Source organism: Domibacillus tundrae (assembly GCF_000970675.1).
Classification (GTDB): domain Bacteria; phylum Bacillota; class Bacilli; order Bacillales; family Domibacillaceae; genus Domibacillus; species Domibacillus tundrae.
In genome coordinates this window covers 661,874-684,238 of the sequence record NZ_LAJA01000001.1, presented here as the reverse complement: position 1 = coordinate 684,238, position 22,365 = coordinate 661,874, and the positions used below count along the sequence as shown (strand labels likewise).

Below are 22,365 nucleotides of genomic sequence, written 5' to 3'. Positions count from 1 at the left end.
ATCACCTTTTTATTGTCCATTTTCAGTGCTGTTTTCTCCGGCGGATTGATTTTCTTCATCAGGTTGGGTTTGCTCTTCCCCAGTGGAAGGTGCGTCTTCTTCCGTTTCTTCGGCGGATGTTTCTTCTTCCTCTGGTTCAGGGGGCGGTGGCGGCTCTTGGGAGCTGTACAGCTCAATTTGATGAACAGGCGGATAAAAATCGGCAGCGATTTGTTCGCTGTCGATTTTTTGTGACCCTTCCAGACGATTCCGGTATACATCAATCATCATGCCGCTTTCACCAAATTGTTCGACTCTCATCGTCCCGTAATCAAGGGAAGGGCTAAAATGCAAAACCGTTTTCGCTTTTAATGTTTCTTTGTTTTTCAATTCTGCTCCGTACGTATAATAAAATGGTACACCTGTCAGTACACCGTATAATTTTCCATTTGTTGCCGTCCAATTGATCGTATATGAATAATCATTACGGTTAAAAAAAACAAAATCTTGTTTCTTTTCTTTTTGTACTTTTGCTTCATAGCCGAGTTCAATGTATTCCGGGAGATCCGTGCTTTGATTTTTTTCCATCACATCAAAATTCGTTTTCAGGATTAGCTTGTATAACGATGATGAAAGAATGTTCAAACTTTTTTCGTTTATTTTTCCTCCTGCAGGTTCAACCCAGCTATTAAACGAAACGGATGTCCCACCTTTTACAGCCATGGCTGGATTTGCTTTAATGAAATCTGCGGTCGCGGCATCAACTCCATCCGCTGTCACTTCAGCGATTTTGGCTGTTTTTTGATCTTCTTGCAGATAAAGAGAGACGTCCAGCACAGACTCACCTGTTTTTAAATAATCACCAATATCTGAAATGTCTGCAGCCATTGTTTCCAAGTCCACGTTTTCGGCCGTTTGAAGAGCTGGCATTTTTCGTTCCAGCTCTTCCTTCAACTGGTCAGGTGAAACAGAAGCAATTAATGGATTTTGCTGTCCATCTGCTGCTTCCTGAACGGATTGTTCTACTTGAAAATTCACGAGACCGTTGCTCATTTGCACTTCTTTTTCCGCATATTTCAGTTTAATGACAGCTTGATCCTGCCAGGCTTCCAGTTTTTCATTTAGGAGTTTTGCCGTTTCACTGTCTGTCATTTCATCGACTGTTTCAGGACCAATTGTCGTTTCCTCATCAAAGACGGCATCCGCTAAAAACACTCGATCAAACAGCCGGCCTCCATAAAAAGAAAATAATGAAAAATAAATCGTCAGCAGCAATAATAATAGTGTCAACTTCCCAATAATATTTTGGTTGCGTCCCACATCTTCCACGATATCAAGCCTCGCTGTTCATGCTTAATTCAACCAAAATCTCTGGACCGGCCAACCGGGCTTTTTGAATGTGCTCTTCATTTAAAACGGCTCCAGCCGGAATCAGTAATTCCCCGTTTAATTCAATGTCTTTTGTCGTGGTTTTACCATTTAACAGCTTGCTTTGCTGATCATCGATTAGTTGAAGCCAGCGGTCAATAGAAGAGACTTCTGGTGACTCACTTTCTTCAAGCTGTTCATCTGCTTCTTCTAAGACATGCTCCGCACGGGCCTCCTGATCCGTCAATTCGGCTGTTTCCAAAGCCGGATTTAGTTTACCTTCTACTAAATAAAGCTCGTTATCTGCCTCTTGTCTTTGTTTCTCTCCTGGCAATACGGCATTTTTTTCTTTTTCTTCATTCTGCTTATCAGGTTCAATGTTAGCTAAATGCGGCTTTTCTGCTTCCACTTCAAGTGATTCTTTCACAACGTCTTCACTGACAATAATTAAGTCGCGGCCGTACGTCACGACATATTGCCCGTTCACAATAAACGAGCCTTCGTTGTCTTTAACAAACAGCTGCACAATCTCGCCCGTTTCATCATCAATCATATATTCAACTGCCTGACCGATCAGCTGCCCTTTTTTTGTCATGAGGCGTGTTTGTTCAATCTTTGTTTTTCGGTTTAGTAATTCATTCGCAACCGGAATATTATTCATTTCGATGACACTGCTTTCGTGATCAATCGTCAGAGCGTAATCACCAATCCCAATAATTTTGTTAAATGGAATTGCTTTTCCTTCTTGCTCCCACTCTTCGTGGCCAATCGTCACAAAATCGATGCTTCTTTTTTCTGGATTGATAATAAGTGATTTCGCCTGGCCGATTTCAACACCATCTGCAATGCTAATAATCGGGAGACCTTGCACTTCACTGCTTTTCTTCATCTCTCTCACCTGTTTTCATTGTTTGATTTGTGACCATCTCTTTAATACTTTTAATTTCTTCTATAAGAACCGAATAGGCTTGAAGACGGATCATGAGCTGATCCGCAAACCGTATTGCCTGAAGCGGTTCATCATTTGCTACATAAAATGCCAGAAGCATTCGGGCAATAACATAATAGTCGCGGTCATGAAGCGGCGCCTTTAAGTAGCTTAGCATAAGCTCCTCTGCCTCTGAATAAGGCAGCACTTTTTGCTTTATGGCAATTTCCTGAACGATAATATGCAGCCAATCCGGCGATAACAATGACCGCTCCGGCTCTTGTTTTTGCTCTGTTTCTCCCAGTTCACTCTCTTGAGGCACAGGCTCATTATCAACTGTCTCATGGGGCAGTGTTTCATCGTTATCGTTTTCCACTATGTCTTCTTCTAAAAAGGCATTTGCACTGTCATGATCTTTCTGAATGAATGGAAGCTCTCCACTTTTCTCCGATGTTTCGCTCAGCTTTTCTTCTCCATCCGGATTAGCAGTCAGCTGTTCGATGTTGGAATCGTCGTATTCTAGAACTAAATCTTCTTCAAGCTCTTTAATCGTTTCCAAATCTTCTTCGGAAGACGTTTCTGTTTCTGAATCTAACTCTTCTTTAAATAAATCGTTTAAATAACGCTCGTCCAGCTCATCCATTTCTTCCGAGCTGTCCTCCAACGTTTCATCCAAGGAATTTGCACTGGCACGATCTTTTTGAATAAGTGGAAGCTCTTCACTTTCTTCCGATGTTTCACTCAGCTTTTCTTGTCCATCCGGATCAGCAGGCAACTGTTCGATATTGGAATCGTCGTATTCTAGAACTAAATCTTCTTCAAGCTCTTTAATCGTTTCCAAATCTTCTTCTTCGGAAGACGTTTCTGTTTCTGAATCTAACTCTTCTTTAAATAAATCGTTTAAATAACGCTCGTCCAGCTCATCCATTTCTTCCGAGCTGTCCTCCAGCGTTTCATTAATTGTTTTTTCTTTTGTTTCTTCAAAACCAACGCTTTCGGATTCGATTGCTTCTTTCTCATCCAAAGAAGCAGATTCCTCTGAAAACAATTTTTGTAAGTATGTGGCCTTTTCATCCACTTCATAAAGGGTTCCAGAATTATTCACTGTCGTTTCTTTTTCGCCGGCTTCGCTTAATACTTCCAGCCAATCATCCTCATTTTCGTCGACCGGCTCTGTTTCTGCTTCTTCTGCCTCATGCTTATCTTCTGCATTTGCATGACTGAATAGCAAGTCGAGTTCCTCAAGGTCGCTTTCAGGCTCATCCTCTCGTTTCGGATCAGTGATTTCTCCACGATCAGCTGCCTCATTTGACCACGTCAATTCTTTAAGAACATCCGGGTCATCCTGTTCATGATTAGAGACCACTTCTTTACCTACGTCCTCCACAGGTATCTTTTCTGCACTTGGAGCGGCGGCATGATCAGCAGCAGAAACGGTATCGATCCCTTGGCTGTTCTCTACACTGCCGTCTTGCTTTTTTTCGAAAGAATCCGGCTTCCCTTTGTTTTTTTCATCTGTATGTATCAACATCTGTTCTGGGGGGACAGACACGTTTTTCTTGAAAAATGGCAGCTGCAGCCGTTTTATTGTCTGGCCGTTAAAATCCGTTTCCTTGTCTTCTGTTTCTTCTAGGTGTATTGCTTCTGCAGACCAAACCGGAAGTCCGTATTTCAACGTTAAGTAGCCGACCATTATAAAGATGAGAAGGCCGATCAGAACACCTTGCCATAATGGGAGATAAGCGATTGTCATCATGATGGCGCCAGCGATCGCAAAACTTTCAAGTGCAATAATTAATTTTCCTTTCAATGAAATCCCGAGCGGCAGCCACGGTAAAATAGGCAAAATAAGTAAAAATCCAATAAACATCATGACTGTTTTCGTCATTAACAACCCTCACTATTACTAATGTAGTAGAATAATTACAAAATTTTCACATAAGAAATGCTATACAATAGAAATATTGTATAATAAAGTTACGTAATTGCAAAGAAAGGAAAGAAGAACGTGACGAAAAAGATAAAAAATTGTCAAGCAGGTGTCACTTTACTCGAACTTTTGGTATCTCTTACTATATTAAGTATAATTCTGCTGTCCGTCACTAGTTTCTTTTTTCAGGCTGGGACTTTTAACGCGTCAAATGAAAGCAGAACGGTTGCATTAAATGTGGCCCGGAACGCTTTGATGTTTATGGAAAAGGAGCCCTTTGTCGAAATGCGGCATGAATTTTATGAATACTCCAATAATCCTACAACTGAAAAATGGCTGAAAATGTGTCCCTCTGAAGACGATGCCGATATTCTTGTATATACGCTTGAGCCCACGAATCCAGAGTCAAACAATGTAGACGAAGCAAAATGCGAAAATATTGAAGTAAACGGCGGCTCTTACGATGTTACGGTTTCCTCAAAGAATGTTGCTGATGAAGAAACTAAAAAATATTACGTTCCGATTGAGGTGAAAGTGAGGTGGAAAGAAAATGAACCGGAAGTGGAGCTGGATGGCACGATTAAAAGCGAGGATATGCGATGAGCGCGGCATAAGCTTAATGGAGGTTCTCGCTGTCATCGCGATCATGGCGATCATAGCACCGGTTTTAACGAGTACACTTGTCACCGGGCAGAAAATTTTCACAAAACAAACTGCTGAAACCCAGTTTCGGGAAGACGCCGATTATGTGACAACTCGGATTATGAATGAGTTTTACTCGACTCCTTTTGACGAAGTTACCAGCTGTCTGGACGGCTCCTGCGTCACCATTATCAACAGTATGGAAGCAGCCTTCAACGAAGTGGAAAATCAAAATAAGGACAGTGACAGTCCTGATTCCTATTATGACCCTATTCAAGAGGACAAAGGCGCCGAAACCGAAACAAAAAAGATCTTTATTGAAGGTAAGCAAATTAAAATTCAAAAATCCGGCACTGACAATGACGGTACTGAAACGCTGGAGGTTCCATCCGGTTTCATCGGGAATCCAGATGGTAAACCGATTTTTCGTGTTACCTGCACATCTGAAACAGCGTCCTCTTCCTGCCAAAGCGGAACGATTGAGCTTGTTTTCAACTTACAAAATGACCGGACCGTGGAAACTATGCAATTGGAAAGTAGGTTTGGATTTTAATGAACCCCTTACGTAATGAAAAAGGAAATGCGCTGCTGTTTGTTCTGTTGGTCACGGTTGTTATATCAACGATCGGCCTCGCCGTCGTTGCATCCACTATTGGCGGAGCAAAACGCACAACCGTTCGTGTAGCAGATGTAGATGTAACATACGAAGCGGTCAAATCGATTGATTCGTACAGTGCTGAGTTGTCAGACGCTTTGAGAAGTGACAGATTTGAGTTATTTAAAACGTCAGATGAAGGGTCAGTTAACCTTGAGCCAGTTACTCCTTCAAATATTGACATTCTGCTAGAAGGAACGAAAACCGAGATTAGTAACACATTAAAAGCTGAAAACGAAGCCATTGTCACGATAGATGTCCATGATGTTACTGATAACTATCCGATTAATAAAGCAGAGTCCCTCACCCGGGTGCTTGAAGTATCCATTACCGCGAATGAACCGGACGGGTCGGCTGTTGTTTCACGGACAGCCAAAAAAGAACTGATCATCTCACCTTTGCCAAGCTTTTTAAAATACGCGCTCGGCTCTGAAAAAGGAACATTGACGCTTAATGGCTCCCCTCACCTTGAAGGAAATATTTTTGCCAATAAATTATCCATTGACAAAAACGCTTATTATAATACGTCAACAGGAAGAGAACTTGATAGTGAAACACCAATGCCTTCCATCTCAGGGGACTTATATGTAGGAACACCTGACCTCTATACAGATTGGAATTTTGATCCGACCGCCTTAACCAAAGAGCTCGTTCCTGAAAACTTTTATTACGAAAAAGTGCCGATGCTGAAAAATGACAGCCAGTACCAGTCGATTGAATTTAATCAGGCGTATAAAGAGAATCGCAATTCTGCTGAAGGAGAAACCATTGTGCCTCCAGCCACTGCGCTAGACAACGGAGCCATAAATCTAACAGTGCAAAGCGGCATTCCACTCGTTAACTCGGTCGTCGGCGGCATAACGAAACTAGTCCCCCAGACATTATCAGAATACGCTAGCAAACAACCAAATATTTCTAACGTAAACTATGTCGGAAACGCCGTTGTAAGACCAATTGGCACCTTATTCAAAAATATAAATGTAAAAGGATCTTTAACCATTTATGCACAAGACACGTTAACCATAGAAAACATCTCTGTTTCCGGCGGTGTTTTGAATATTGTTAATGAAGGCAGCGGGACGGTTACATTAAACAAAAACATCGTCTCTGACAGCGGGCTAACACTCGAAAATAAAACAGGAACCATGAATACAGAAACCGCCAAACTGTATGATCAACTGGCGATTACGATTACAAATGGCAGCGGAAGTATGAAGCTGGGGTCTATGTACAGCCAGGAAGATGCCTTTATCACAAACGGAAGTGGAGATATGACAATTTTAGCTCCTTTACAAACAGGAAGAAATCTAATCATTGATAACACAGGCGACCTGTCCATTGATTTTCCAGCCGCTGATGCCAATAGTGTTAACACAGTTTATAGTCTAGGAAATGTAAAAATCACGTCTGATGGAAACTTTAAACTAAAAAATCACTTGGAAGCCGCTGGGTCGATTACGCTTGATTTAACAAAAAAAGCGGAAGTTGAAGGACTAATTTTGTCCAACGATAATATCAACCTTTATGCCAAAGACAGTGAAGAAGATGATATTTATTTTGACGGTTCGTTATTTACCGAAAAAAACCTGACTATTCAAGGCGGTGTTGAGCAAGACGAACAGCCGGAAAACGATCTTTTTTCTATTAATGGCACGATGTATGCAAAAGGTGAAACGAAAATCTCTAACTTATCCATCCGCGGCTGGAACGATGGACAGCTTGTTTCGTTATCAGGCGGTTCATTGCTGATTACCCGCATTAACGAGTTTCAGAACTTTGAAGACAGCGATGAACCGAAAGATGGGCCGTACGTTCCGGAAGAAGACCCAAGCCGTGATATACAGCCGCTGAAAGGCTTTTTCTATACAAATAAAGATGTGGAGGCATCTGTTACCGGCAAAGAACCAAGAGCCGCTGAACTATACGGAGTCGGCTCTCTGTTTTTTGTAGATGGCGGCTTATTTGCTAAAGGTGATTTTGTTATTAATGCGGTACGTGGTGAAACAAATGGCTACGATATTATAAAAGCCGTCCCATCACCCGGTCAGCAAACAGACCATTACTCACGGTTTATCATCAATTACAACCGGAATATTCTGCTTGGCCAGCTTGATTACTTGCCGAGAGTGAAGTATTTGTCAGTATACAGCGACCAGCTGACAGTGGAATAATGGACAACAAAGAATCCCCGGGACAGTTCCCCAGGGATTCTTTGTTTTATTACCATCTTCCATCGATGCTGTCGGCTGATTCGCCTCCGTTGTCACTGCCGGTTTCAAACACAGCCGTTGCTTGTTTCGTGACTGTGCTTCCATCCGGCTGCTCCTGTGTGACCGTCGCGGTAACATCCGTATAGCCTTTGCCCGATTCATCAGACTCGATGTACCAGTCTCCATTCGCATCTTCTATAATGGTGACAACCCCGTCAGTCGCCGCTTTCACGTTGGTTACATCAGGCTCTGTCGCATCGGACGGCGTTATGTCCAGCAGGTTGTCAACCAGCTCCTTTGGTTTATTCGTGTACTTGGCTTGATCAAACGCCACACCTTCAAGTTGAACGAAGTCCGATGTTACAGTGACTGGAATTGTAATCTTAGCACCCGGATTGCTGTTGGATGTTACGGTGAACTCGGACGCTCCTTCTTTCACGCCGAAGACTGTTCCGATCATTTCTTCTTTCTTATCTGACTTTTTCTGCGCTCCGGCAAATTCCCCGCCGCTTGTCACATCTACTTTCCATGACGGGTCCGTCGCGTCTTCAGGGAATACTTTCACTTCAAATTCGACAGCTGATCCTTCGGCTACAGAAATCTGGTCAATTTTTTGCGGGTTATCGCCCGTTGACCAAATTTCAATCCGTTCTGCCTTTTTCTGGATTGTCACTTGTTTTGAAACGATTTCTTCACTGCTGAGCGAGAAGCCGCCGAATGATCTTACCTCAATTTTATTTGTGCCTAGTGTTGTCAATGGAACACTTTGATCTTTTCCGAGCGATATCCACTCGCTTATTTTCCACGCCACACCTTCTGCTTCTTGTGTGCTAATACGGTATTCATAACGAACACCTTCACCCGCTACAAGCTGTGAAAGCTTGGCATCGACATTTTCATAAACGGTTGATCCATTCGCAATCATGTTTTTGCTAGTTCCACCTGTCAAGCCGATATCAGCAGTAAAGTATAATGTGGCGGTTGTGTTATCTGAATACGTAATTGTGATGGCTTTTTTGTCTGCGCCCGTGAAAACAATGTCTTTTACCGGTTTTGGCAATAAGCCGTAATCGTTCGGGAATGTTGTTTCCGCAACGGTTTTGCCCGTTAACTTCTCGACCTTTTTAATGGCGCCGTTCGCGTAACCATCGTAGTAATAATTGTTTCCGTCATCCAGACGTACTTTGCTTGTGATCCGCTCTGAAGCAGACGGGATCGAAGAACTGTATGTTTGATTAAACCGTGTATCCTGGTATTCTACGCGGGCTTGCGGCATCGTTACATTGTTAAGCGCCCAATCCGCTTTTAATTTCAATGATGCAGTAAAAGATGCCGGCGTAAAAGCTCCATTTGCGTACGAAACGGTTTGATTTAACGTAATGACGGCTTCTTTTCCACTATTGGCGCTAGGTCGAACCTGCACATTAGACGCTGATTCGTCGTCAATGCTAATTCCATCCGGCAGCGGCTGAATGAGCTTAATGTTGTTTAACGTACCTCTAACGGTGCTGTTGCTCAGCCCATTCGGTCTCAAGCTGTATTCAGCGCTGAAATAATTTGTTTTTGCCCCTGCCTGCTTAATCAAGTTGTTAACAGGGTTGGCTTCTGATTCCCCTTTTAACACCATACTGCCGTTAATGGCCGGCGGCGCTTCCGCAGCAACTTGAATCGTAACAGACGGAATCGTGACAGAGGCTGTAGAACCATCCGGACGTTTGTATGTTAGGTTAATATTATCAAACGTGTATATTCCCACTGCACTAAACTCAAGCGGCAGCGTCAAATCAACCGGAGCGGGTACATTTTGTAAATATTCGTATTCAAATGATTTTCTTAACGTTACTTTTGTTCCATCTACAGCAGCGTTAGCTCCTTCAGCAACCGTCACTTTACTGCCAAATTTCGCCAAATCAAGCGTCACTTCCGCATCGAGTTTCTGTTTGCTAATTGACTCTGCAATATCTAAGAAGATTTTATCAACATTACCCTCTGATGCCCTGCTTGCATAAGCTCCGGTAACAGAAGAAAGTTCTTGTAAATAGGTTTGATCAAGCGCTTCATCGTCGTTTCCAAAACCGACCGAGTACATTTTTATACCTTTTGAACCTATTAATTGAGCTTGTTTTTTAGCATTTGTTTTAAAAAGCGTTATTGCCTGTGTTTTACCTTGAGGGGTACCTGTGTTTATCCAGGAAGAACCATTAAGAATAAAAGGATTAGACACATTTCCAAACCGTGATGAATAATAGCCAAAAGAATCATTAGTGTAATGTAGAACAGTATTAATCCCATCTTCATAACAATTAAACCAGCTACAATATTTTGTTGTTTCTTTTGAAACCGTCAATTCACCATCCGTCATAAAAATAATGTTTTTTTCATTTGTCGAACCACTCAATAAACTATCCGCATACTCCATAGGATCACGATAATTAGTACCGCCATTGGCGACTAAACCTCTTACCTTAGCAGAAATTAAATCTAATTTTTGTTCAACTGCTGCCTTGCTTCCCGTTCCAAAATTAATTCCAATTGTATTATTTGTATCTACTCCCGTGTTAAATGGAATAAATGCAAATCGATCATTTGGTCCTGCATTCTTTTTAAAATAATCAAGCGCTTTATACATAGCTTCTTTTGCACTTTGAAACTTCGGTTTGTTTTTTCCTGACTCATCCATCGATCCGGATGTGTCAAATATAAATACAACGTCAACAGGCTTTCTGGCAAGCTGATCGTATTTCCCGAACGGTGTCATTTTCATATCAATTCGGGCCTGGGCATTGCTGTCAACCGGTTTTACAACGATAGATTGAGAGGGCGAAGCGGTCATAGAAACACCGATGTCATTTCCCGCTGCTTCAGCTTGCAGCACAGCATGTGGCATTATCAACAAAACGACCATAATAGAGAAGATGACATTAACTATAATTTTTTTCATCACGCACCAGCCTTTTCCTTTGAGGCGTTCTTTCTTACTATTATATATACCCTATCCTCATTTGGAAAGAATTGTTTTCATGTCTTTTTTCACGTTGGAAATAAAGTAAAGCGACCCGGTAATGATGAGAACGTCCTGTTTTGAGGCATTCTGCTGGAATGATTGAATCATAGATTGGTAGCTTTGAACAATTTGAACTGTTTCGGATGTAAATCGTTCATAGTGTTCAACACGTGCGGCACGCGGAAAATTAAAGGGTGCAAGGTACAGATGGTCTGCGGTTTCTTTCAGCATGGCAATCATCCGATCCAGCGGCTTGTCTTTCATCGCGGCAAACAGCACAGTGATGTTTTTGTCCGGAAAGCGCTGGCCAATCGTCTTCACAAGTGCGGTAACACCTTCTTCATTATGGGCGCCATCCGCAATAATAAGCGGAGATTCAGACAGTGTTTCAAAGCGCCCTGGCCAAACAGCTTTTTGAAGCCCATTTTCCACATGTTTGTCTTCGATTAAAAACGAATAATAAACGCGTAAAAAGTCAGCTGCCATAACAGCTGTCGCAGCATTTTGCACTTGATGAAGCCCAGCGAGACCTGTTTGGAGCGACGAACGTGTGCGATAGGCGGATGTGAAATCAAACTGTTCACCCTTTTTTGTTGAAGCGGTCCACACCCCGGTAAAATCGCGTCCGTATTGATATAAAGCTGCCTTTTTTTCTTTTGCCGTTTTAGCGATGACAGCGAGCGCTTCCGGCTGATGAACTGCTGTCAGTACTGGAACACCACTTTTTATGATACCTGCTTTTTCACTGGCGATCTCTTCAATCGTATCGCCGAGAAATTGGAGGTGATCCATGCCAATCGTTGTAATAATCGACAGCACCGGATGAACGATATTCGTCGAGTCCAGACGGCCGCCGAGACCGACCTCAAACAGGACAATGTCGACCGGATGCACATAAGCAAAGTAGTAAAAGGCCATGGCAGTAATAATTTCAAATTCACTTGGACCGCCGATTTCCATGCCTTCCATTTCGTCCGCAATCATTTTGATTTTCCCGGCAAGAATCGTGATTTCTTCGTCTGATATTGGCGTGCCGTTCACACTGATCCGCTCATTGAATTGCTCAATATACGGCGATGTAAACGTTCCGGTTTCAAAACCTGCCTCTGTTAAAATAGATCTAAGCATCGCCGTGGTTGAGCCTTTTCCATTCGTTCCACCGATATGGACAGCTTTTAAGCGCCGCTCCGGATGATCGAGGCGTTCCATCATATAGTTCATTCGTTCAAGGCCCGGCTTAATGCCGGTGCGGAGGCGTCCGTGTATCCACGCAAGTGCTTCTTCATAGTTGTTCATTCTAATTCTCCTTATGTACGAAAAAGACGAACCCGCCTAGGTGACGGTTCGTCTTTTTCGCTTAATTCTTTAAATCCTCGATACGTGCTTCCACAGCTGCCAGCTTTTCACGGTAATCTGTTTCTTTAGCACGTTCTTCCTCAACAACCTTCTGAGGTGCTTTTGACATAAACCGCTCATTGGCGAGTTTCTTCAGGACGCGGTCCACTTCAGACTGCCATTTTGTTTTTTCTTTTTGGAGACGGGCAATTTCTTCATCAATATTGAGAAGACCTGCGAGCGGCATAAACAGCTCTGCTCCTGTCACAACAGCAGTCATCGCTTTTTCCGGCGCCGCCGGATTTATCTCGATCACAAGCTCGTCCGGGTTGCAGAATCGTTCGATATAGTAGCGGTTGTCTGTCAATGTTGCCAGCACCGATTCGTCTTTTGCTTTCAAGACGAGCGGCACTTTTTTGCTCATTGGCGTGTTGACTTCCGCCCGAATGTTGCGAACCGCCCGGATAATGTCCACGAGCAGCTTCATGTCAGCTGCCGCTTCCTTGTTTGTTAGAGAAGGATCTGCTTTTGGCCAAGACGCTTCCACAATGGTTGTACCTTCGTGCGGCAGGTTTTGCCAAATTTCTTCTGTAATGAACGGCATAAATGGATGCAAAAGCCGCATCGTGTTATCAAGCACGTAAGCAAGAACGGAGCGGGTCATTCGCTTCGCCTGCTCGTCTTCACCGTACAATGGCAGCTTCGCCATTTCAATATACCAGTCACAAAAATCGTCCCAGATAAAGTTGTACAATGTCCGGCCGACTTCACCGAATTCATATTTCGCAGACAGATTGGTTACACTGTCGATTGTTTCATTGAGGCGGGTTAAAATCCACTCGTCCGCCACCGATTTTTTGCCGGTCAAATCAATTTGAGCGTACGCCATGCCGTCCATGTTCATGAGGGCAAAGCGGGACGCATTCCAAATTTTATTAGCAAAGTTCCATGTTGCCTCGACTTTTTCGGTCGTGTAGCGCAAGTCCTGCCCCGGTGAACTGCCCGTTGCAAGGAAATAGCGGAGTGAATCAGCGCCGTACTGATCAATGACTTCCATCGGATCCACACCGTTGCCGAGTGATTTGGACATTTTGCGTCCTTCCGCATCACGGACAAGACCGTGAATCAATACGTCATCAAACGGACGTTCACCGGTAAATTCAAGCCCCTGGAAGATCATGCGGGATACCCAGAAGAAAATGATGTCATACCCGGTAACGAGTGCTGCTGTTGGGTAATAGCGCTTGAATTCAGCAGAATCGGCATCCGGCCAGCCCATTGTGGAAAACGGCCATAGGGCAGATGAGAACCACGTATCAAGCACATCGTTATCCTGCTCCCAGTTTTCCGCATCTTGAGGTGCTTCATGTCCAACGTACACTTCGCCTGTTTCTTTATGATACCAGGCTGGAATACGGTGGCCCCACCAAAGCTGGCGCGAAATACACCAGTCGCGAATGTTGTCCATCCAGTGCAAATATGTTTTTTCAAAACGGTCCGGCACGAAGTTGACTTTGTCGTCTGTTTTTTGAAGCTCAACAGCTGACTCCGCGAGCGGCTCCATTTTTACAAACCATTGTGTGGACAAATACGGCTCCACAACGGCGCCGCTGCGCTCCGAGTGGCCGACTGAATGTAGATGCTCTTCAATTTTAAACAGGACGCCTGCTTCCTGAAGATCTTTGACAATTTGCTTGCGGCAGTCAAAACGGTCCATTCCATTGTATGTACCAGCTTCCGCGTTCATTGTGCCGTCTTCGTTCATAACAAGAATGCGCGGCAGATCGTGACGGTTCCCGATTTCAAAGTCATTCGGATCGTGGGCAGGCGTGATTTTCACCGCACCGCTTCCAAATTCCTGATCGACATAATCATCCCCGACAATTGGAATCACACGGCCGGTGATCGGCAGCACAACGTTTTTGCCGATCAAATGCTTGTAGCGATCGTCATCCGGATGAACTGCTACTGCTGTATCACCAAGCATCGTTTCCGGGCGGGTCGTCGCGACTTCAATAAAGCCGGAACCATCTTGGAGCGGATATTTCATATGATAAAACGCGCCCTGCACGTCCTTGTAAATCACTTCAATATCAGAAAGAGCCGTTTTTGTGGACGGGTCCCAGTTTATAATGTATTCACCGCGGTAAATCAACTCTTTTTCATAGAGCTTGACGAACACTTCACGGACAGCTTTGGATAGCCCTTCATCCAATGTAAAACGCTCACGGCTGTAGTCAAGGCCCAGACCAAGCTTTGCCCATTGTGCGCGAATATGGCCGGCATATTCTTCTTTCCATTTCCATGATTCTTCAAGAAATTTTTCACGGCCGAGGTCGTAGCGTGTTGTGCCTTCTTCTTTTAATTTCTGCTCTACTTTTGCCTGCGTTGCAATACCGGCATGATCCATGCCAGGAAGCCATAGCACGTCATAGCCTTGCATACGCTTCATACGTGTTAAAATGTCCTGCAGCGTCGTATCCCATGCATGCCCAAGATGAAGTTTCCCTGTCACATTTGGGGGCGGAATAACAATCGTATATGGCGTTTTGGATTCATCACTTTTCGCTTCAAAAAATTTACCGGCTGTCCACCAGTCGTATCGGCCTTGTTCGATCGCCTGCGGATCGTATTTCGTCGGCATTGTTGTTTCTTGTTGTGACATCATTTCTTCCTCCTTGGTATAGAAAAGCGCAAGGCGCACATCTTTCAGCGACCAGCATAAGACGATTTGTCATTAGAACAAAGGCTAAAATCGCGGCGTCGTCCGCAACGCCTTTGTGACTCACATCCTGTGAGCCCTCAAGCTGATGGCGCCTGGAGCTGGACATCAATAAAAAATAAAAAAAGCCCCGCCGCCTGAAAAGGACGAAGAGGCTGCTTGCGGTACCACCTTTTCCAGGTCCACACGTTTCTTTTCAATACCATTATCTTAGCCGAAAATGCTTCTGTACGTCAACCTCGCGCACATGTTTTTCACGCAATTCATATGATATGAAAAAAGGATGTGTTCCCTGTGATGCGCCATTACGACCGGTGGCCGCCTTGGCTCCGGCACTGCCGTTTTATGTGCTGCCGGATGATTATCCCCCTTTGCTGCTTTCAAGGGCTGCGCACGATTTTTTTGCCGACAACGTTTGATGTTATTCTTTTATCTCTTCTTATTCTTCTTGCGGCAGCTCTTCATCTTGAGTGGCTATAAGCTCCACATTCCCGGATGAAACTTGAAAACGCCATTTTGCCTTTTGTCCAGGCCGCTCTTCAAGCCAGCTGAAAATGGAAGAATCATCTTCCGTTCGTTTTTGAACTTGAACAGCGGCTTCCTCGGTTTCATCATCGACAGTCTCTTCTTCTGTTTCACTGCTGTTTTCCTCTATTTCACCGAGGATAATTTTTTCTTCTGTTTCATTATCGATTTCCTCGGTTGCAGTCATTACAGCCACTTCATTATGCTCAATTGCAATAGCTGACACAGCAACAGCCAATTCCGCCTCCAGTATGAGGCGGTCCGGTTTTTCTATTTTGTAATCAAACGTATGAATTTGAATATCCGCCGCAGCCGCAGCCCGCTGATCTGGCGGCAGCACTCCCTGTACCGGAATGTGACGGAAAAATTGACGGGCCGAATCTTCTTCAATCCCGGATATACTGTTTATCCGGTACTCGCCTGTTATCTCAATCGATCCCTGTATAACAGAATCCTTAATCGTTACCTGCGGATCAAGCGAAATGGACAGCAGCTCATCCACTTCTTCCCCTTCCGGAAACACAACATCCTCCTGAATGGAAACAAAAAATAACTCCTCCATGCACACCCCTCCCTTTCGCGCTAGTGTATGCGCCAAAGAGAAGAAACATGAAAAAAAGTGTCAGTCCCACAACGCTTTAACGCAATGGGGGACTGACACCAAAATATTATTTTTTTAAACGGCTGAATGCTTTTTCAGCCGCTTCAATCGTTTTGTTTATATCTTCATCGGAATGAGCCGTTGAAAGGAATAAGCCTTCAAACTGAGATGGCGGCAAAAAGATACCTTCAAGCGCCATTTCACGGAAATAGTCCGCGAACAAGTCAAGATCAGAATTTTTTGCATCATCATAATTTTGAACCGGTCCTTCGTGGAAGAAAAATCCAATCATCGAACCTGCACGATTAAATGTAATCGGAATGCCGTGCTTGCCGGCTGCGTCCGTAAAACCTTTTTCAAGGAGATCTGCTTTGCGTGTAAATTCTTCATAAGAAGCAGGCGTCAATTGGCGCAGCGTTTCGAGCCCCGCAGCCATTGCCATTGGGTTGCCGGACAAGGTGCCTGCTTGATAAATAGAACCAGCCGGTGCAATGTTATTCATAATTTCTGCTTTCCCGCCATACGCACCAACAGGAAGACCGCCGCCGATCACTTTGCCAAGACACGTCAAGTCCGGCGTGACCCCGAAGTGGCCTTGCGCACAGTTGTAGCCGACGCGGAAGCCAGTCATGACTTCATCAAAAATAAGCAGTGAGCCATTTTGTTCTGTCACTTCACGCAGCCCTTCCAAAAAGCCCTGCTGCGGGGGGACAACCCCCATATTGCCTGCAACCGGCTCCACAATTACGCATGCAATATCATCACCAAATTGTTCAAACGCGAAACGAACACTTTCTAAATCATTATATGGAACGGTAATCGTATTTTTCGCGACGCTTTCCGGTACACCAGGGCTGTCCGGCAAACCAAGCGTCGCCACACCAGAACCCGCTTTAATCAGCAGCGAGTCCCCATGGCCATGGTAGCACCCTTCAAATTTCAAAATCTTGTCACGGCCAGTATAACCGCGAGCGAGGCGAAGTGCGCTCATCGTCGCTTCCGTTCCGCTCGACACCATCCGGACAACTTCAATCGATGGAACGCGCTCAATAACAAGCTTGGCCATTTCATTTTCTAAGAGTGTCGAGGCCCCAAAGCTCGTACCTGTTTCCGCGCTTTTTTTCAACGCTTCCACGACCTGGTCGTTAGAATGGCCTAAAATAAGCGGCCCCCATGACAGCACATAGTCGATGTATTCATTTCCGTCAATATCGTAAATTTTCGAGCCTTTGCCCCGCTCCATAAAAATCGGATCGATGTTTACCGATTTAAACGCACGAACCGGACTGTTTACGCCGCCCGGCATCATTTGGACGGCTTCTTTAAAAGCTGCTTTTGATTTTTCGAATGAACGCATGAAAACGCCTCCTCTTATTGTTCGTTCAGCCAGCGTGCCGCATCTTTTGCATGATACGTCATAATTAAGTCGGCACCCGCGCGCTTCATGCCTGTTAACGTTTCAAGCACAATCGCTTTTTCATCTACCCAGCCGTTCAATGCGGCCGCTTTCACCATCGCATATTCACCACTTACGTTATACGCAACGACCGGCGCGGCAAATTCATTGCGCACATCCCGGACAATATCCAAATAAGACAAAGCCGGCTTAACGATTAAAAAGTCTGCCCCTTGCTCGATATCCGCACGTGCTTCCCGTATTGCTTCACGGCGATTCGCCGGGTCCATCTGATATGTTTTCCGGTCGCCAAACTGAGGGGTAGAATCAGCCGCATCACGGAATGGACCGTAATAAGCAGATGAGTATTTGACGGCATATGACATAATCGGCACTTCTGTATAACCTGCTTCATCCAGCCCTTTCCGGATCGCCGCCACAAACCCGTCCATCATGTTTGATGGGGCAATAATATCTGCCCCGGCTTCCGCCTGGCTGACCGCTGTTTTTGCCAGTAAATCAAGCGATGGATCGTTTAAAACAGTACTTCCCTCAATCACACCGCAATGGCCATGATCCGTATATTCACATAAACACGTATCGGCGATCACAACAAGATCCGGATACTCGCCTTTTATATAGCGAGTCGCCTGCTGGACGATGCCATGATTGTGATATGCACCGGTTCCGACCGCATCCTTCACATCGGGCAAGCCGAATAAAATGACTGATTTAATACCGAGACCGACCACTTCATCCAGTTCTTCTTTTAACTGGTCAATCGACAGCTGGAATACACCCGGCATCGATGGTACTTCATTACGGATTCCTTCTCCTTCCGCCACAAAAAGCGGATAAATAAAATCATTCACCTGAAGCTGTGTTTCCCGCACAAGCGCACGCATATTCGCTGTCTGGCGCAAACGGCGGTGTCTGTCAAAATTCAATTCCATTATGATCACTCCTTATAAAATTCGCTTATTTCGCTTACAAGTGCATCAATTGTAAATTCCGCTGGACAAACCGAAATCGGCATGCCAAAAGATAATGCTTCTTTTTCTGTCACCGGTCCGATCACACCGTAGTCCGCATCCGGGAGCGGTTCTCCCGCTTCCTGAAGCGTCTTCATAAAATGCCTTACAGCGGATGGACTTGTGAATGTAAACATATCCATCTTTTCCGTTCGGATCAGCTTTAATAAGTTCGCCTGCTCTTCTTTCGGAAAATAGGTTTCGTATACAGTCCAGTCATCGGCTCGTTTACCTGTTTGGCAGATTGTATCCCCGATCAAACTGCGGGCCAGATTACCTTTTGGAATCAGTACTTTCTCGGGCAGAAAAAGACCTTTTTTTATTTCTTCCGCTAGATCATCCGCGGAAAAACGTGCCGGCATATAAGAAACTGGCAGTCCATAAGATGCCATTGCTTTCGCCGTTTGAGTGCCGATTGCAGCCCACTTCGCCTCGATTCCATCCAAAAGATGCCCCGCTTTTTGCATAAAAAAATCAACACCATTTTTGCTTGTAAACAAAATCCAATCATATGTATGCAGGCTGCTCAGGATCGCCTCGTCCTGCTCATCATCAAACTGCCGGAACGCGATAAGCGGCACTGCGTATGCTGTGCCGCCCGCTTTTTCTATTTTACCAATAAACGGTGCTGCCTGTCCCGCAGGACGCGTCACAACGATTCGTTTATCAGCCAGTCGCTTCATTCTGATGCCGCTCTCGCCGCTTCGATCAGTTCCACAGCACCGCGTAATTTCAACAATCGTGCTGCTTCCAGCCCGACCTGCTCGGCATCTGCTCCCGAAACGGTTTCTTTTAAAATCGTTTTCCCGTCCGGCGAAGCAACGAGTGCCGTTAAAGAGACCTCTTCACCTGTGACCGCCGCGAAGCCTGCGACCGGCACTTGGCAGCCTCCATCAACCGCGCTTAAAAAAGCACGTTCCGCTGTAACGGTCCGTTTGGTGTTTTTACACGTAAATTGATCAAGAAGGGCCAGTAATTCCGCATCATCCGCGCGGCACTCAATCGCCAATGCCCCTTGTCCAACAGCGGATACCGACAATTCATCATCCAAAAATTCGGTGACAATATTTGATGACCAGCCCATACGCGCAAGACCTGCTGCCGCTAAAATAATCGCGTCATATTCTCCATTTTCAAGCTTCGTCAGCCGCGTATCAATATTGCCGCGAATCCATTTGATTTCAAGATCTGGTCTTGCCGCCAACAGCTGTGCGCCACGGCGAAGGCTGCTTGTTCCGATGACAGAACCTGCCGGCAAGTCACGGAACTTCACATGTCCATTCGAAATAAATGCATCACGATGGTCTTCACGCTCCGGCACCGCACCAATAACAAGTCCTTCCGGCAGGACAGCTGGCATGTCTTTCATGCTGTGGACCGCCATGTCAATCTCACCGTCAAACATTGCCTGTTCAATTTCTTTGACAAACAAGCCTTTCCCGCCGACTTTTGATAACGTGACATCTAAAATACGGTCGCCCTTTGTAACGATTTCTTTTACTTCAAATTCCGTTCCTGGTGATAGCACTTTTAGCTGGTCAATGACCTGATTGGTCTGTGTCAGCGCCAGACGGCTTCTTCTTGATCCGACAATAATTTTCCGCAAAATGATTCCCTCCATAACAGCCCGAAAGCCGGTGTCACGAATACCAGAAATGGAATGTGGACAGCCGGCTTCCGAGGAAAAAGTTCATTAAGATGATGAGAAATGCTGCTGTGTTCATATAAGCAAGTGTTTTTCCCGATACACCCTTTCGTACTTTCACGTACAAAAAAGCACTATATACAAACAGTAAAACAAAAGACGTAATAATTTTCAAATCAAACCAGCTGACGTCCGGCAATTTAATTGTTTTCCAGACAAGTCCAAGGATCAGGCTGAGCAATAGAAGCGGCACACCCATCGCATTTAAAATGACTGACAGCTTCTCAAGCTTTCCGAGATCCCCCAGACGCCAAAGCCGCTCGTTCCACTTTTTCGTTTTTAAGAGCCGGTACTGCAGCACGTAAAGCGCTGAAAAAATAAACGACAGGGAAAAGGCCCCGTATGATAAAATGGCGATCGTAATGTGCAAAAGCAATAATTCCGATATGAGCTTTTCTGCCGCCGCCTGCGATTCCACTTGTACAGGTGCAAACGTATGAATTGTCATGATCATAAATCCGATCACATTTGTAAAAAACACGGTAAAATCCATCCGGAGCAGTTTGTTTAGCACAAGTGAAAACGTAATAAGCACCCATGCATAAAAATAAAGGCCTTCAAAAAGGGTCAGGACCGGAAACCTGCCTGTGTTGTACATGTACAGGCATAAAAAAATTGTTTGAAGGCTCCAAACAATCGTTAAAATCCAGAAGGCGATTTTGTTCGCCCTCTGGTTTTTTTGAACAAAATCAAGAAAATAAAGCAGTACGCTTACTGCGTATAAAATAATCATAAGTTCATGAAGACGTGTCATTCCCTGCTCCAACATCGCGTAACCTCACTTAAAACTGGAGTAAAGGCTTTGTCTGAACCATTTGAACGCGCTCTTCTTCTTCCTGTGCACGCTTCAATTCATTGACGTCCTCTTCGATATTGAAAATGCGCATAAAGAGCTCAAGCTTTTCCGCTGCCCGCTTATCGCCGGCAAGTTCTTTCGCCTGCAAAATCGGGTCTTTCAGCATTTGATTGACAATACTTTTCGTATGCTTGCTCAACACTTTCCGGTCACGTTCCGATAAATTCGGCAGCTTCCGATCAAGGCTTTCCATCGTTTCCGCTTGGATCAAAAGCGCTTTTTGACGAAGTGCGGAGATAACCGGTACAACGCCAAGCAAGTTAACCCATTCATTAAAAGCAACAATTTCGCCTTCAATCATGAGACCGATTTTTTGGGCGGCTTTTTCACGTTCAGCCAAGTTCGCTTGGACAATTCCTTCCAAGTCGTCAATATCGTATAAAAAGATGCTGTCAAGATTGGCAATATCCGGTGCAATATCACGCGGCACTGCAATATCAACCATAAAGAGCGGCCGTCCTTTACGCATTTTTTGCACGCCAGTCATCAATTCTTTCGTAATGACATAGTCTTTTGAGCCAGTCGAACTAATTAAAATATCTGCTTCACCGAGCGCGGATTGCAGGTCTTCCATCGTTTTCGCCTCGCCGTCAAACCGGCCGGCGAGCGTTTCCGCTTTTTCAAAAGTCCGGTTCATTACAGTCACTTTTGTCGCACCGCTTCCGTGCAGGTTTTTAATCGCCAGTTCGCCCATTTTCCCGGCACCTAAAACGAGTACGTGACGGCCGTCAAGACGTCCGAAAATTTTCTTGGCAAGTTCAACTGCCGCATAGCTGACGGATACCGCGTTGGCGCCAATGTTTGTTTCTGCATGCGCGCGTTTCGCAAGTGTAACCGCCTGTTTGAACAAGTGATTGAAAACAGCACCCGCAGCGCCCATTTCCTGTGACTGAAGAAAGCTTTGGCGGACCTGTCCAAGAATTTGTGTTTCGCCTAGCACCATAGAGTTTAAGCCGGCGGACACACGAAAAAGATGTTCTACCGCTGCTTCTTGCTCATAAATGAACAAAAACGGCGTGAACTCCGCCTGCGGAATATGAAACCATTTTGATAAAAATTCTTTAATATAATAACGGCCGGTATGCAGCTGATCGACGACCGCATAAATTTCTGTACGGTTGCATGTCGATACGATGACATTTTCGAGCACACTTTTCTGTTTTTGGAGCTCGGTCATGGCTGCCGCAAGCGTCTCTTCCTGAAAAGACAGGCGCTCGCGGATTTCTACCGGGGCTGTTTTGTAATTTAATCCCACCGTGATGATATGCACGTATCTTGCACCCCCGAAAAACGAATCATTGTGGTCCCATTATAACATAATGTGACGTTTTTATTATTCAAAATTTGTGAACATATGCTAACATAAGAGACAATCAAAAACGATTAGTTTTTTTATACCCTATTTCCTATAGGTTATTCTTATTTATAAATATTATCAAATAAAAATGATTTTCGCAATAGAATTGAACTGGAAAGCG

General features: G+C 44.7%; 17 protein-coding genes. 4 read left to right on the top strand and 13 right to left on the bottom strand.

From position 1 onward, the window contains the following. Positions 1 to 9: 9 nt before the first annotated feature. Genes VQ00_RS03415 through VQ00_RS03405 form a run of 3 tightly spaced genes read right to left on the bottom strand, consistent with a single transcriptional unit; the run spans position 10 to position 4,163 of the window. A complete protein-coding gene (locus VQ00_RS03415) occupies positions 10 to 1,308 on the bottom strand; it encodes a VanW family protein (protein ID WP_046178660.1) in 1,299 nt (432 codons plus the stop codon). Between the two features lie 4 nt (positions 1,309 to 1,312). Continuing rightward, positions 1,313 to 2,236, bottom strand: coding sequence for a PRC-barrel domain-containing protein (locus VQ00_RS03410; RefSeq protein ID WP_046178659.1), 924 nt, complete (start codon positions 2,234 to 2,236; stop codon positions 1,313 to 1,315). After that, on the bottom strand, positions 2,220 to 4,163 hold the full coding sequence (locus tag VQ00_RS03405; protein WP_046178658.1) for a hypothetical protein: 1,944 nt from the start codon (positions 4,161 to 4,163) through the stop codon (positions 2,220 to 2,222). Before VQ00_RS03405 ends, VQ00_RS03410 begins: the two co-directional genes overlap by 17 nt. Positions 4,164 to 4,283: 120 nt before the next feature. On the opposite strand from VQ00_RS03405, the gene VQ00_RS17625 reads away from it, so the two are divergent. The 3 genes from VQ00_RS17625 to VQ00_RS03390 are packed head-to-tail and all read left to right on the top strand — an operon-like array spanning position 4,284 to position 7,673. Beyond that, complete coding sequence (locus VQ00_RS17625) at positions 4,284 to 4,808, top strand: type IV pilus modification PilV family protein (RefSeq protein WP_052728305.1); 525 nt, start codon at positions 4,284 to 4,286, stop codon at positions 4,806 to 4,808. Beyond that, on the top strand, positions 4,756 to 5,400 hold the full coding sequence (locus VQ00_RS03395) for a prepilin-type N-terminal cleavage/methylation domain-containing protein (protein WP_156153953.1): 645 nt from the start codon (positions 4,756 to 4,758) through the stop codon (positions 5,398 to 5,400). Before VQ00_RS17625 ends, VQ00_RS03395 begins: the two co-directional genes overlap by 53 nt. After that, complete coding sequence (locus VQ00_RS03390; RefSeq protein ID WP_046178656.1) at positions 5,400 to 7,673, top strand: hypothetical protein; 2,274 nt, start codon at positions 5,400 to 5,402, stop codon at positions 7,671 to 7,673. Before VQ00_RS03395 ends, VQ00_RS03390 begins: the two co-directional genes overlap by 1 nt. 49 nt (positions 7,674 to 7,722) lie before the next feature. Here VQ00_RS03390 and VQ00_RS03385 read toward each other — a convergent pair whose 3' ends face one another. The 3 genes from VQ00_RS03385 to VQ00_RS03375 all read right to left on the bottom strand — a co-directional run bounded on the left by VQ00_RS03385 (position 7,723) and on the right by VQ00_RS03375 (position 14,716). Beyond that, positions 7,723 to 10,653, bottom strand: coding sequence for a vWA domain-containing protein (locus tag VQ00_RS03385; RefSeq protein WP_156153952.1), 2,931 nt, complete (start codon positions 10,651 to 10,653; stop codon positions 7,723 to 7,725). A 57-nt stretch (positions 10,654 to 10,710) separates the two neighbouring features. Further along, positions 10,711 to 12,012: a bifunctional folylpolyglutamate synthase/dihydrofolate synthase gene (locus VQ00_RS03380; RefSeq protein WP_046178654.1), complete on the bottom strand. Its 1,302-nt coding sequence runs from the start codon at positions 12,010 to 12,012 to the stop codon at positions 10,711 to 10,713. A 61-nt stretch (positions 12,013 to 12,073) separates the two neighbouring features. Continuing rightward, positions 12,074 to 14,716 (bottom strand): valine--tRNA ligase, encoded by a 2,643-nt coding sequence (locus VQ00_RS03375; protein WP_046178653.1) that lies wholly within the window; start codon positions 14,714 to 14,716, stop codon positions 12,074 to 12,076. A gap of 354 nt (positions 14,717 to 15,070) precedes the next feature. Between VQ00_RS03375 and VQ00_RS19025 the strand changes: the two genes are divergently transcribed. Beyond that, positions 15,071 to 15,253, top strand: coding sequence for a hypothetical protein (locus VQ00_RS19025; RefSeq protein WP_082091462.1), 183 nt, complete (start codon positions 15,071 to 15,073; stop codon positions 15,251 to 15,253). Here the strand turns inward: VQ00_RS19025 and VQ00_RS03370 are convergent. The 7 genes from VQ00_RS03370 to hemA form a co-directional block, all read right to left on the bottom strand. Beyond that, positions 15,213 to 15,860, bottom strand: a complete 648-nt coding sequence (locus tag VQ00_RS03370; protein WP_046178652.1) for a hypothetical protein — start codon at positions 15,858 to 15,860, stop codon at positions 15,213 to 15,215. The genes VQ00_RS19025 and VQ00_RS03370 overlap by 41 nt on opposite strands. 106 nt (positions 15,861 to 15,966) lie before the next feature. Further along, positions 15,967 to 17,256: a glutamate-1-semialdehyde 2,1-aminomutase gene (gene hemL, locus VQ00_RS03365; RefSeq protein WP_046178651.1), complete on the bottom strand. Its 1,290-nt coding sequence runs from the start codon at positions 17,254 to 17,256 to the stop codon at positions 15,967 to 15,969. Positions 17,257 to 17,270: 14 nt separating this feature from the next. Then, positions 17,271 to 18,248, bottom strand: coding sequence for a porphobilinogen synthase (gene hemB, locus VQ00_RS03360; RefSeq protein WP_046178650.1), 978 nt, complete (start codon positions 18,246 to 18,248; stop codon positions 17,271 to 17,273). 5 nt (positions 18,249 to 18,253) lie between these two features. Then, entirely contained in the window at positions 18,254 to 19,009 is a 756-nt protein-coding gene (locus tag VQ00_RS03355) for a uroporphyrinogen-III synthase (RefSeq protein ID WP_046178649.1), read from the bottom strand. Further along, positions 19,006 to 19,932 (bottom strand): hydroxymethylbilane synthase, encoded by a 927-nt coding sequence (gene hemC, locus VQ00_RS03350; protein WP_046178648.1) that lies wholly within the window; start codon positions 19,930 to 19,932, stop codon positions 19,006 to 19,008. The genes VQ00_RS03355 and hemC overlap by 4 nt, the downstream gene beginning before the upstream one ends. Before the next feature lie 34 nt (positions 19,933 to 19,966). Next, positions 19,967 to 20,800, bottom strand: a complete 834-nt coding sequence (locus tag VQ00_RS03345) for a cytochrome C assembly family protein (RefSeq protein ID WP_046178647.1) — start codon at positions 20,798 to 20,800, stop codon at positions 19,967 to 19,969. Between the two features lie 13 nt (positions 20,801 to 20,813). Then, the gene (hemA, locus tag VQ00_RS03340) at positions 20,814 to 22,157 is read right to left on the bottom strand and encodes a glutamyl-tRNA reductase (RefSeq protein WP_046178646.1); all 1,344 of its coding nucleotides are present in this window, start codon (positions 22,155 to 22,157) and stop codon (positions 20,814 to 20,816) included. Positions 22,158 to 22,365 lie beyond the last annotated feature (208 nt).

What these genes read in the sequence shown, in the direction of transcription:
- VQ00_RS03410 (WP_046178659.1), bottom strand. Translation starts at nt 2,236, where the DNA reads ATGAAGAAAAGCAGTGAAGTGCAAGGTCTCCCGATTATTAGCATTGCA.
- VQ00_RS03405 (WP_046178658.1), bottom strand. Translation starts at nt 4,163, where the DNA reads ATGACGAAAACAGTCATGATGTTTATTGGATTTTTACTTATTTTGCCT.
- VQ00_RS03395 (WP_156153953.1), top strand. Translation starts at nt 4,756, where the DNA reads ATGAACCGGAAGTGGAGCTGGATGGCACGATTAAAAGCGAGGATATGC.
- VQ00_RS03390 (WP_046178656.1), top strand. Translation starts at nt 5,400, where the DNA reads ATGAACCCCTTACGTAATGAAAAAGGAAATGCGCTGCTGTTTGTTCTG.
- VQ00_RS03385 (WP_156153952.1), bottom strand. Translation starts at nt 10,653, where the DNA reads ATGAAAAAAATTATAGTTAATGTCATCTTCTCTATTATGGTCGTTTTG.
- VQ00_RS03380 (WP_046178654.1), bottom strand. Translation starts at nt 12,012, where the DNA reads ATGAACAACTATGAAGAAGCACTTGCGTGGATACACGGACGCCTCCGC.
- VQ00_RS03375 (WP_046178653.1), bottom strand. Translation starts at nt 14,716, where the DNA reads ATGTCACAACAAGAAACAACAATGCCGACGAAATACGATCCGCAGGCG.
- VQ00_RS19025 (WP_082091462.1), top strand. Translation starts at nt 15,071, where the DNA reads ATGCGCCATTACGACCGGTGGCCGCCTTGGCTCCGGCACTGCCGTTTT.
- VQ00_RS03370 (WP_046178652.1), bottom strand. Translation starts at nt 15,860, where the DNA reads ATGGAGGAGTTATTTTTTGTTTCCATTCAGGAGGATGTTGTGTTTCCG.
- hemL (WP_046178651.1), bottom strand. Translation starts at nt 17,256, where the DNA reads ATGCGTTCATTCGAAAAATCAAAAGCAGCTTTTAAAGAAGCCGTCCAA.
- hemB (WP_046178650.1), bottom strand. Translation starts at nt 18,248, where the DNA reads ATGGAATTGAATTTTGACAGACACCGCCGTTTGCGCCAGACAGCGAAT.
- VQ00_RS03355 (WP_046178649.1), bottom strand. Translation starts at nt 19,009, where the DNA reads ATGAAGCGACTGGCTGATAAACGAATCGTTGTGACGCGTCCTGCGGGA.
- VQ00_RS03345 (WP_046178647.1), bottom strand. Translation starts at nt 20,800, where the DNA reads ATGTTGGAGCAGGGAATGACACGTCTTCATGAACTTATGATTATTTTA.